12 protein-coding genes are annotated in these 11,896 nt (G+C 50.9%); all 12 read right to left on the bottom strand.

Annotation, left to right across the window (positions count from 1 at the left end; all coding sequences use genetic code 11):
* Window positions 1–35: 35 nt before the first annotated feature.
* Window positions 36–1,082, bottom strand: coding sequence for a type VI secretion system baseplate subunit TssG (gene tssG, locus C1N59_RS08140; protein WP_394550533.1), 1,047 nt, complete (start codon window positions 1,080–1,082; stop codon window positions 36–38).
* Window positions 1,079–2,956, bottom strand: a complete 1,878-nt coding sequence (gene tssF, locus C1N59_RS08135) for a type VI secretion system baseplate subunit TssF (protein ID WP_033742148.1) — start codon at window positions 2,954–2,956, stop codon at window positions 1,079–1,081. The genes tssG and tssF overlap by 4 nt, the downstream gene beginning before the upstream one ends.
* Before the next feature lie 2 nt (window positions 2,957–2,958).
* Window positions 2,959–3,534 carry a type VI secretion system baseplate subunit TssE gene (gene tssE / locus C1N59_RS08130; protein ID WP_039338225.1) on the bottom strand — a complete coding sequence of 192 codons (576 nt, stop codon included), beginning with the start codon at window positions 3,532–3,534 and terminating at the stop codon, window positions 2,959–2,961.
* A complete protein-coding gene (locus C1N59_RS08125; protein WP_110268310.1) occupies window positions 3,524–4,351 on the bottom strand; it encodes a type VI secretion system accessory protein TagJ in 828 nt (275 codons plus the stop codon). The genes tssE and C1N59_RS08125 overlap by 11 nt, the downstream gene beginning before the upstream one ends.
* 16 nt (window positions 4,352–4,367) lie before the next feature.
* Window positions 4,368–5,372, bottom strand: coding sequence for a hypothetical protein (locus C1N59_RS08120; protein ID WP_394550532.1), 1,005 nt, complete (start codon window positions 5,370–5,372; stop codon window positions 4,368–4,370).
* A 10-nt stretch (window positions 5,373–5,382) separates the two neighbouring features.
* A complete protein-coding gene (locus tag C1N59_RS08115; RefSeq protein WP_039338221.1) occupies window positions 5,383–6,174 on the bottom strand; it encodes a PP2C family protein-serine/threonine phosphatase in 792 nt (263 codons plus the stop codon).
* Window positions 6,171–8,027, bottom strand: coding sequence for a type VI secretion system-associated FHA domain protein TagH (gene tagH / locus C1N59_RS08110; protein WP_394550531.1), 1,857 nt, complete (start codon window positions 8,025–8,027; stop codon window positions 6,171–6,173). The genes C1N59_RS08115 and tagH overlap by 4 nt, the downstream gene beginning before the upstream one ends.
* A gap of 142 nt (window positions 8,028–8,169) precedes the next feature.
* The gene (locus tag C1N59_RS08105; protein ID WP_394550530.1) at window positions 8,170–8,601 is read right to left on the bottom strand and encodes a lysozyme inhibitor LprI family protein; all 432 of its coding nucleotides are present in this window, start codon (window positions 8,599–8,601) and stop codon (window positions 8,170–8,172) included.
* 221 nt (window positions 8,602–8,822) lie between these two features.
* On the bottom strand, window positions 8,823–9,179 hold the full coding sequence (locus C1N59_RS08100; protein ID WP_394550529.1) for a lysozyme family protein: 357 nt from the start codon (window positions 9,177–9,179) through the stop codon (window positions 8,823–8,825).
* A 444-nt stretch (window positions 9,180–9,623) separates the two neighbouring features.
* Complete coding sequence (locus C1N59_RS08095; protein WP_394550528.1) at window positions 9,624–10,439, bottom strand: lysozyme inhibitor LprI family protein; 816 nt, start codon at window positions 10,437–10,439, stop codon at window positions 9,624–9,626.
* Window positions 10,436–11,266, bottom strand: a complete 831-nt coding sequence (locus C1N59_RS08090; protein ID WP_054633557.1) for a glycoside hydrolase family protein — start codon at window positions 11,264–11,266, stop codon at window positions 10,436–10,438. The genes C1N59_RS08095 and C1N59_RS08090 overlap by 4 nt, the downstream gene beginning before the upstream one ends.
* A gap of 69 nt (window positions 11,267–11,335) precedes the next feature.
* A complete protein-coding gene (locus C1N59_RS08085) occupies window positions 11,336–11,818 on the bottom strand; it encodes an Hcp family type VI secretion system effector (RefSeq protein WP_033742159.1) in 483 nt (160 codons plus the stop codon).
* Between the last annotated feature and the right edge of the window lie 78 nt (window positions 11,819–11,896).

The following is an 11,896-nucleotide window of genomic DNA, read 5'->3' as shown; positions in this document are numbered from 1 at the left end:
GAAGCGGCTAAATATCGGGGAAAGCGGTTGCGCCGTTACGGCATGGCCTCAACCTCAAAAGCAAAATCTTCACGATCTATGGGCTGCGGTTGCTGTCCAAGCCAACTGGTATAGCCCAGCCGCGCCTCACCGCCCAGGGTTACCCCTTTCACGGCGTCGGCCGCCAGGATCAGGCTGAGATCCCACTGCATCTCAATCCCTAAATAGTGACGTACCCAGTCGCGCACTTCGCACGCGCCCTGAGCATTGGGTAAAAAACGTTCATACTGCTCGGCACTGAGTGGTCCGATGCGCAGGCGGAAGCGATGCTGCACATCACGTACGGCCACGCCAAGGAAAGCGGACTCACCCAGCCGCGGCATGTGGCGTCCTGCTGACAACCGCGCCTGATCGCGGCTGTCCAGCGCTAACCATTGCGGCACGTTCTGCTGCAACATCACCGGCACACCAAAGTAATGACGCAGAATCCGCACCAGGCCTTCGGCATCATGACCGTGACGGCTGAGGTGGCCGGACAGCATCAGGCGCGCATGCAGGCTGAGCGAACTGGCTTGTTGCTGAGCCGGTAAGCCAATGCCTGCCACGCAGGCCAGGTAATCCTGAAAGCGTCGGTCATCACGGCGATCCAGCGAGCTGGTGGGCTGAGCATTCGCCCAGGCCCGGTAAAACAGCAAGGTGGCGCGATGGTGGAACAGATCGGCAAAGGCGCTCAGGCTGTGATCCTGATGGTGATCGATGCGGCCACGAACGTATTCCGTTAAGTGCGTCGGTAACGGGCCGTTAGGGCCGAACAAGCCAAAGCTGTAGATGGCCACGTCATAACGGTCGTCCTGCTCGCGCGGTTTAACCTGTGACACGGTGGACGGTGCAAAGGCCAGCGAAGGGGTTTGTCCGATGCGCACGGCTTCAAATTTTGGCAGCGGCGCTTTACCTAAGACATAACGCTGACCGCTCTGGGCATCCAGCTTACGCAACAGCTGAAACAGGTCGTAGCGCCAGGGAGCGGCCATGACCGCCTGCCAGAAATCATCGGGCAGGCGAACGGCCCGCTGTAAGGGAATGATGTGCGCCGTTTCACTCATAGCAGCGCCTTTTTACCCATGCGCGGTGGCCAGTAGCCCACTTCGCCGCGCTGCTGGCTGCTCAGGGTGAATTCGGTAAAGCTGTTCAGCGCCACGAGGCGAGAGAAGACGCGCTCCAGTACGCTGCCAAACAGCCACGGACTGGCACCTGAAAAAGCCTGTTCATCGACTTCCAGCGCGATGCTCACGCCGCGTGCAAAGACCACCGGGCCCGGTTCCGGTACGCGACGGTGCACGGCTTTCAGGTTGCAGTGCCGTATGCCGTCGATCTGGCGCGTTAGCGGTGTTTCCGCCAGGCTCGCATACAGACTCAACATCTGGCGCAAGGCCGCCGCGCCTTCCCCCTCACTGCTGTCCATCAGGCTGAGATAGTTCATCTGCAGATGACTGATTAACCGCCAGGCTGACAGCCCTTCGGCCAGCGCGGGACGTGGCGGCGTGGGCCCTTTGCATAAGGTAAGCTGCCCGACCGGAATTGAGTCGGGCATAACAAAGTTGCCCTGTTCCTGCTGTAACAGCATTAACGGCAGATCGCGGCTGGTACACATCACCTCGGCAGACAGGTAGCGGATATCGCTGTTCCACGGCGTGTGGTTTTGATCGACCAACGACAAAAATACTTCAGAGCCGATATAGCCTGTGCGGGTGCCATAGCGCAGCGCATGTTCGGACAGTGTGCGCTGTTCGCGACGCAGCGAGAAATAGGCGCCGTAATCGCCGCCATCGTGGCTGAAGGTGCTCCAGAAGGGACGGAAAATCTGCTCTTCACGCTGCCCTTCCACCGAGGCAAACAGCCGCTTCACCGAATGAATTTCATAGTCCAGTGGGCGGATGTTATCGACCACCAGATGATATTCATGCTGGCTGTCACTGACTTTGAGTCGCTCAGCCGTTTTCGGGAACAGGTTGATCACCGGCGTGCAGTGCAGCGCCAGGTGCGTATTGTCGACCACGCTTTCCAGCGCGGCATCGGCTTTATCCAGCAGGATAACGATGTCAAAAGACTGTGTGTTGTCGCAGCGGCGCAAAAACGGCGCGAGCTGGCGCAGGCTGACAAACTGGAAACGTGCCGGGAAAGCGAAATATTCCTGTAGCAGACGATAGCCATCGAAATTACGCAGGTCATCCGGCAGCAGCGCCTGATCCGGCGAAAAGCCTTCCTGCTCCAGCGCATCGTCTGGCAGCGACTGGCGCTGCGGTTTTGCTTCCACGGACTGCAAAATAATACCGCTACGATGCTGCATCAGCAGCTCCATCAGCTTGAGCGCCTGAATATCCGGGCCGCTGAGGAAAAACATAATGTCGTCCAGACTGAGCTGGCTCAGCGAGGAAATGCCTTCGCAGGTCATACGGATGCGCAGTGCACTGGACGCCCCGGACGATCCGCGTGCCTTCAGTTCTCCCAGCGGAATATCCGCCGGTACGCCCCCCAGGGAGACATCGCTGATGCGCAGCGGCTGCAGCATCACATCATGTGCCGTGCTGTAGCTACAGGTGACACCGGTTTTTTTCAGGTTCTGGCTTTCCATCATCGTGCCGCGCGGCACTAAAAAACCATTGCTGATATCGCCTTTCCGGCTGTCCGGCGTCAGTTGCGCAATGGCCATGGACGGCGTGGGAGACAGATAGCCGGGCGCCACCATTTCCAGCATGCGCTGCGAAAAGCGCGGAAACTCCGCATCCATCTTTAGCTGCACACGGGAGGTCAGGAAAGCAAAACCTTCCATCAGCCGCTCGACATAGGGATCGGCAACGTCAATGCCGCGCATCCCGAGCCGTCCGGCGACTTTCGGATACTGCGCAGCAAATTCCGCGCCCATCTCACGCAGATAGGCCAGTTCACGGTTGTAATAATCGAGCAGCTTGCTGTCCATGATTAACCTGCATCCTGTAGTTCAAAATGGCCGCTCTCTAAATCCACCTGAGTGCGGAACAGAAACTCCAGCGGGTAAGGTACGCACCATAACCGGCCTTTAATCTCGATCGACAAAACGTTGTGCAGGCTGAGGGAGGTCAGATCGCTGACACAGCGCACCTGCAGGCCCTGCGGTATAATACGCGGTTCGAAATGCAGGATGGCATCGGTCATTTTCCGCTGCATATCCTGCCACTCAATGTCAGAAATATTCTGTCCGGCCAGCGGCGCGACGCCAAAGTTCAGCACAGAGCGCTGCACCTCATTCAACCCGCTAAGATCGTGCTGTGCTTCATTGTTAATGGTGTTGAACAGCCACTGAAGATCGCGCAGTACATTGCGTCGCAGCGTGCTGTGGGTAATCACCGAACTGTTGCCCGATTCTGTCGCTTTCTCGGGTGCATCATCCGTCAGTCTGTCCAGCAGCGATGACTGAAGCTTATCGCGCGCGGTCAGCGTTTCGCGATTTTTACGCGAACGATAGCCGCCATGCAGCTGTGAATAGCCGTCACCGGATGAATTGTCGTTACGACTCATGAGGTAACTCAGTTTCGTTGAAAATCATCTGTTGCAGCGTCAGTAAGGGAAAGTCTGCCTCGTCACTGAGCCACATTTTTTGTCCGTGCCCAATGAACTGCCCTTCGTCACCGTCCAGTGCCTGCCATTCTGTGATGCTGGCACGCAGGAAGCGTTCGTCTGCGCCTTCCTGAAGAGGATAACGAACCGGGATCTGACAGATTTGCTCACTGCCATCCACCAGTTGCAAACGCGTATGACGCCAGACCAGATCCGTCACGCTTGCTGGTGCCTGGAATTCCATTTCCGCGATCGCCGCAAACGGAATCCAGTAATAGCGACCATTAGCAATCGCTTCACAGATCGGTCCGAAGCGACTGTCGCCGTCCATCAGCCAGGCGAACGGGCTTTCGCCCTCCTGCGCAACGGCACGACCGGCACTCGCTTCTGCGCTGTCCAGCGCCTGAGCACGCAGTGTCGCCCCTGCTACGCTATCCCCGGCGATATCGGCTTTTAACGCGGCCAGCATCAGATTGCACCAGGGCCAGGCACTGCCAGGCAACTGGGGATCGGCCTCGCCGCGCAGGACAGCCTCACGTAATACTTCGCCCGCAATTGCCTGTTGCAGCAAGGTAACGGTGGGCTGCGCCTGCGGCAGCATCGCCAGCCAGGATTTCAGTTGTGTCTGTGCCCGCTTCCAGTTACCGGCAAGGCACAACAGCTGGACGAAGGCAGCCCGTAAATCGGCATCCGCAGGGTTTGCCTGGATTTGCGCGGTAATGCTGGCCAAGTTTTCTGCCAGAGAGGCGTTAGCCAGACGCTGTTGTAAAGAATCCATTCAAACTCCTTATGCCTTAGTTGATGGTGCGATAGACGGCGGCGGCCGGATCTTTCAGTTCCGGATGGAGTTTTTCCACCAACTGCACTTTGATTGAGGCAGGGCTGCTCAGCCAGGGTGACCAGGTTTTCCGCACTTCCTGCAGGCGCGCCCGCAGGGCATTTTCATCTGCGGCTTCGCTGGCAGGCATCGCCACAACGACCTGATTCACCGCCTGCCAGCCGTTGAATTGTGGGCTGAACGGCAGCACCAGCCAGCTGTCTGGCGATTTTTCATCACTCAGCACCATGCGCTCGCTGTTGACCGTGGTAATCGTCAGCTCATCAAGCTGTTGTTTGTCGCTCAGGCCCGCCACCGGGAAACCCTGTAAGAAGCTGACAGAGACGGGTTTGCTCTGGCCCTTTCCCACTTCCGTTAAGGTACTGTGACCGCTCAGCCAGCCATCTTTGCCACAGGTCACGCCCTGCTTAGCGGGCACGAAGACGCCACTTGACTGCGCGGGCTGATGCCACCAGGTCCGGAAATGACAGCCATCCAGCAAACTGAACTGCAGCCATGGCGTGGTATCGGCGGGTGGAGAATTCAGCACGACCGGCGCGGCGGGTTGCGTCTGCGTCACCGGTGCCTGCTGCTGTGCAGTGGCAGCTGAAGCAGGCTGTGAGGTTGCCGGCGGTGTGATAACCACTTTCCACTGCTGCGCTTTTGCCGCACTGCCGTTACCCAGTTGGGTACCTTCGGTATCGGTTAATGTCCAGTGCAGTTGTTGCAGCGGCTTACATTGCGAGCCCATTAATCCGGCGACACGCGGCAGAAAATCATTTAATACTGAAGGATCTTTATCCCCGTGCGTCACAATGCGCAGGTTCACCGTGCTCTTACACCAGCTTGCGAGCTGGTTATCTTTAACATCATCAATCCAGACATCCAGTTTCTGAGTTGGCGACTGCACAATGCGATAGTTCTCAGCAAAGGCATGGGTACTCAACAGCATTGCAGCCAGGCCCACTAATCCATATTTCATGTTGGCGTTCTCAATCTCGAAGAGGGAAAAACTGCGCCGCATCTGACAGCGAGTGCAATAAAGTGGTGTCTTCCGGGGAACCTACCCAGACAGCCATGGCGCTGAAGTTGTCCTGCTGACCACCCTGCGGTTGGCTGTTTTTGATAATTTGTTGCATCAGGGTCAGCCACTCTTCTGGCGTGTTCACCATATGCAACGATTGCTGCATTTGTTCCAGCGTGACGCCATGCCAGAAGCCGTCCGTGCACAGCAGAAAGGCGTCGCCGTCTTCAATAGGCACCACGTCGCTATAGCTGGCATCACGCTGTTCATCGCCCATGCCGAGGGCGAAATAAAGCAGGTTACTGTTGATGCCTTCGGTCTGATGACCGGCATCTTTCATTTGCTGCACCAGGCTGTGATCGGTGGTGACATGATAGAGATAGCCGCGGCGAAACAGATACAGGCGGCTGTCGCCTGCGTGTGCCCAGTAAGCCAGCTCATAGTCTCTGTCGATAAACAAACTCACCAGCGTGGTGCCCATGCGACTGTGCTGACTGTTGGCTTTTTGCTGTTGCCGGATTGCGTCGTTGGCATAATTGACGTAATCGCGGATAGTTTGCGCATCCAGGTGCGCATTGCCATCGAAGGCTTCCATCAGGCTGCTGCGCGCAATTTTCGCTGCCACATCACCGCCAGGAAACCCTGCCACACCATCGCACACCACAAAGCAGGCCGAACGTTCACCGATGCGCTCACCGGTTTGATCCTGATTGGTGGCGCGGTCGCCCTGATTCGACGTGGAAGCAGTAGAGATATTCATGCGTCATCCGTGTGGGTTTGTGAGTCTTTATACTGATTTACTTCCATGTCGTACGCGTGCAAGAAGGCTTCGCCAAACAAGGTATGGAAGTCATCTTCGATTTCACCGGCGGTTTCGCCATAGCGCTGAACAAAATGTTCCCACAGCGCGGCTTTGCGATTACCGAGCAGACCAATGCGTGAGATTGATCCGTTCTGACGCGCCTCTTCTTCCAGCTGGTCGGGATTAAACGATTGCAGCATGGAGGCGATAATCGCACGAATACCGGCAATCATACCCAACTGGTGGGCCTGCAAATCAATCAGCGCATCGCGTACCGCCTGACGTGGTGGCATAAAGCCCGGCATGCGGCTTCCAAACATCTGCATCAGCACGGTCTTGCCCGAGGGCAACAGTTTAAACGGGTTATTCGCGTCGTCGAGAATCACCGTCATATCCGCCTTCACGCCGCGTTTCAAAATTGAGCGCGACGAGAGCAGCGCGACCGTTCCCTGTGAAAACATGCTCAGCATCTGGCCAAATTGCCGCATCTGCTCACGGTCGAATTGCGGGGTTGGTTGCAGATCCTGCAGACCCATGCCTTCGAGCAACGCATCCAGCAATTCACCTTTCAACGCATCACCGCTACTGCTGTTTCCTGTCGTCTGCTCTGCCCCACCGTTATTGTTGTGCGAGGCAACCGGATCAATACGCAGTCGTCCTTTTGGCGTCGGCGAAGGCGCACGCTGAACCGCCTGCGGCGTCGGTAACGTAATGCCACCGTAATCAATGGGACTCTGCGCCCCTTCAGGCGGCGCAGGCTCCGGCTCGGTTTCGAATACGGGATCGTGAGTGGGCTGCGTTTCAGTGTGATCAAACAGCGGTGAGCTGCTTAACTCGGCCAGCTCAACCGGCGCGCTGTCACGCGGTTCGAGAGCAGGCTCAGGCGTTTGCGGATGCGGGGCCGGTTTCTGCGGGGCTGGCCGTGCTTCAGGTTGTGTAACCGGCACCTCAGGTTGCGCCAGCGGTACCGCGCCGCTCATCATTAATCCAAGGGGATCGTCATGATGACGTGGGTCGGGCGTATTCTGACTGCCAAACAGATTCAGGGGATCCAGATCGCCCGATGGCGCCTCGACTTTCGGTTGTCCCTGAGCATTTTGCTGGGCTGATAAGGTGCTCGGCGTACGATCATCAAAGATGCTTTCCTGCGCAAAGAGCGCATCGCCTTCATCAAACAGACTGCTGGTTTTAGGCTGCTGCCCGATATCCAGCGGCTTATCGCTGATCAACTGTGCCAGCGGATCTTCCGGATTACGGTTCGCCGCCGTCGAAGTTAACGGATTGGCATCTGGCATATCGGGGGCCGGCGTTTTACGCTTCGACAAATCGTCTGAGATGGAAAACTCTTTTGCCAGGCTGTCCCAAATTTCACTCGGAATGGCCGCCGTACTTGCTGTGGCAGTGACTGGTGCGGCGACCGGTGGCGCATCGTTCATGACCGGCGCTTTGGCTGGTGCAGCCGTCACGACAGGCGACGGCTGTGGTTGCTGTTCACCATTAATATCGTTAACCAGCAGGCGGTAGTCATCAATACCCAGCACGTCGCCGTCCTGCAATTCCACCTGGCGTCCCCGCTCCAGTGGGATATCGTTTAACAGCACGCGCGTCACGTTACCGCGATTCGTCAGGCGGCATTCACCTTCAGCAGTGATATGCACAATCGCCTGCAGGCGGGAAATCGTGCGATCGTCGTCGGGCAGTACCAGATTGTTATCCACGCCACGACCAATTGTGCCGCCGGGAGGAAGAAAATCAAAACTGGTTTGCGGCGGTTGATGGCCGGGTTTAGCGGTTATTATCGTAAAGCGCATCACGGATTCCTGCGGTTAGCTGTTCGACATCTATATCGCGCGTCTCTCGGGGAGAAAGGCGGGATATAAAAATAGATAGAGTTACTAAAGCTTTACAATATAATATGCACCTGTATTACAACAGGTGCATATTAAAAAACAATCAATCGTACGGGATCTGCTCCAACTGCTTAGTTCTTGCCTCATCAAGTTCTGCAATACAATCATTCTTAAATACCGTATAAGGTTTGCTGTTTTCATCGGCAACATGCGCAAATAACTTACACTGCCCATCGCGATATTTTAGCCAGCTTCGCTGTGACTCAAGAAATATATTCAAATATTCTTTTTTGACTTCAGCTTCGTTTTGAAAGACTTTATCGATGCGTTTCTTTGCCGCCGAGTACTCATTATTTAACTTTTGCTCTGCAGTGTTTTTGTTTTTTTCAGCACAAGTAAACACTGCCGGATCACTTGTTTCCTTAGAGCAATCATCCATCGCATAAGCTGAATGACCAAATATAAAAAAGATAAAAGCCAAACTATAAATATATTGCCTGCACATAAAAATCTCCGCCTGTTTATGTTTTCTCAAATAATTTTCTCATTGGCGTCTACCCTCATAACTTTTTACTTGGGAATTATTTTCAATAAAATCCATTAACTTATCGATATCGTTATACATGCAGGCTTTCATGGTTCTTTCAAAACCTAGCCCTTGATATGCAAAGTCTACAGCTATATATTTTATAGGAGGTTTAAGGTTTTACAAAGGGGTACTTTCTGGGAAGCCAGAAGTTTTCTAAGATAAATTGATTACCCTCTAACCAGGTATTTAGGGTATATCATTTCAAATAATTTAGCTTGAGCCACACGATTAATAATACCATACTCATTACGGTGTTCCTTTACGAACTTGTCTGACTGTGAAGGCGATAATCGAGCACCTCTCGCCAGAAGAATAACTTCTTCCTGTGGAACACCAGCGTGGATCCGGTCTATTTTCACCGTATCACTAGAACGCCCACCCATATCAAAACCACATCCGATTGTTACGCCAGAAGCTCCTTTAGGCCAATGGATATGACGACTAGATACTGTGCTATTAGGCCTATCATTACCTTCTGCATCAAAATTTATTTTTATAGCGGGAAATACATCAATTTCAACCAATAGTACAAAGGAGTTTAATCATACATCTCATATGCAAACCCCTTTAATTAAAACTAATATATAGCCTTGTTTGGTTTGCTAAAGAGGTTTGATTAAAATCATTTTTGATAAGCCTTACGAAGTCCAGAGAGATTTTTTATATAAGAATTTTGAAAATTTTCAGTAACACTCTGATCGTAATAGACACTGTCATCACCACTTTTTAATCCCAAAATGTAGTAATCATTTCCGTAGTGATCAGGGGCTTCAGTGGTATAAATAACCGCAACGATAGCTCAATCATAAATAGCAATTTCGACATTCTGGATGTAATAAAAACAAGTATGATAAATAAAATTAAAAAACAGGTGAATAAACGAAGTACTCTACATTTTTAGCCAAAAAAGTACATTTACTCACCTAAAAAAACCACTAGTGTTTTCAACATTCAAGAATTATTAACTTTTATTTGGACTGTTCAACAAGTTCAGAAACTCTATTCTGCATCTTTTCCGAGAGACATTTCTCGTCGCCCTTACATTCATTTCGCTTTTTAATCCAATTATTCTGCGAAACTAGAAGCATTGAAAGTTTAGACTTTACATCGACGTCAACACTTTTTATTTGTTTTACCGCAATACTATAGGCTTGTGCAACGCTCCTATCCCAACCGGCTAATTCGTTGTTGCTACATATAGCTTTTTCTGTGTCTGTTGACGCTTTAATACAATTGAATGATGGCATGGGTTTGACATTAGCTGGTAACCTTTTTAACAATAAGTAGCTTTGTGAATTCCAGTTAGTGAGCAGTTCACCATCTTTTTTTTCAACGATCCAATTACCAATTTTTTCACCTGAAGGGCCAAACATACCTGACTTGCAATTTACTTCATAAGGAACGACCGTATTTTTAGCAACTAAAGGCAATCCGTAATCATTCGCCAGATCGTTTTTTTCATTTTCGCTTTCGCCCGCTGTGAGGTTAAGCAGCTGAGCTACCGTGATAGGGTCTTTTTTATTATAGGAGGGAGATGCACACCCATTTGCCACAAGAATCGAACCAGAAATACTGTTTTTGTCGAAATTAATAACTCGCCCAACCAAGTTTGGGTCATTGCTGATAAAGTCAGGTCTTGAAGAGTCATTACCATCTACATAAACATTTTCGACAATCCATTGCCCAATGATATTACTTCCAATATCTCCACTTGCATAACAAGAAGACACAAGCATTAAACTACTTAAAAGGGCTGGCATAAACGTCAATTTATTACTCTTCATAAATCATAAATCCCTTCAAGATAGAGTTTAACTTCAGAATTACGTCGATTAACCAAACCCTTGAAGACTTTACCACCGCTATAGATTATTTTTTTTATCGTTGTCATCGCATCACCGACATTACCCTTATTAATATCATTGGTTACTTTATTTAAAACCCCTCCAGAGTTATATGCGAATGATACCAATGCATCAAATTCATATTGGGTTAACGGTATTGTTATCCTATTTTTAATTAATGTTTCATAATGTGGAACAGTTAATCTCAATAACTCAATTTCCTGCTGCTTTGTTAAATTAATAAGATCTTTATTTTGTACTGCAAAATCAGACGCAGCTTTATGACTTTTCGCTGCTCCTTCAGCTGCTTTAGCAGCAGAATTTGCATCGATACCGATAGAAATAAGCTTTTCTTTTATCTCACTTTGGGTTCGTTCGAGCATGTCATAGCCCGCACCTAAAGTTACACCACTTTTCCCACCAGGCCAATGCAAGTGGTTGCTAACACCACGTAACGATTCTAATTTATAAAGTGCCTGAATTCCACTTTCAGAAAGTTTCATCCCGATTACAAATTGTCTACCCTGAACGCCCTTAATGGGTGGGGGAGGAACTGGCTGTACAATTCTTTTACCTAAAGCCTCCCAGGTTTTCCTTCCAACAATGCCATCAGGATATAATTTATTATCAGTTTGGAATTTCTTTACTGCTAGCTCAGTATTTTTTCCAAATATTTTATCTATTGAAACTTTGTAATTTTTATCTACAAGCAATTTTTGTAAAACTGCAACAGCATCACCTCGATCGCCTAAGCGTAAAAGTGTCATATTAAAATCCCTTTATATGCAATTGAGTTTATTAATGAAAGAGCAGCCCCTCTCAGGGCTGCAATAAAATTAAGCTTCTTTATTCTCTTTGATGTTCCAGCCCGCGCTGGTTTCTGCACCTTTACCACCAGAAGAGCTCTGCTCCCAGTACTGCTGTTTCACTTTCGCAGCCTGGAATGCATAAGTTACGCCCAGGGTGTCATCGTGCTCTGAACCCACGAACTGAACGTTGGTTACCAGCACATCTTCCAGGGTGATTCGGGTGTATTCGATTTGCGTGCCGCCCGCTTTACAAACTGACACTTCAACCTTAGAAACGTGCTTACCGCTGGCACAGTTTTTCAGCAGTGCAGTTACCGCTTTGTCGATTTTGGCATTAATGTGCAGGTCGTTGAAGTTAACTTTACCAGCACCGCCACCGCCGCCCACGCTCATATTACCCGGCTGATTAGCGCCCCAGGAGAAAGAGGTAATATCAATCCAGCCGGTATGGTTAGAATCTTTAGATTCACCCGTAATGCCGTCTACCTTCAAATACATATCAATAGCCATAATATTTACTCTTCGTTATGGAAAAAGTTGTCGCTTTCGAAAAAGCATCTATATGGCAAAGAGAAAAGCATGGGGCTG

This window comes from Pantoea sp. SGAir0183 (assembly GCF_043545505.1).
Note: the sequence above shows the minus strand (reverse complement) of the source record. Positions and strands in the feature narration are given on the sequence as shown.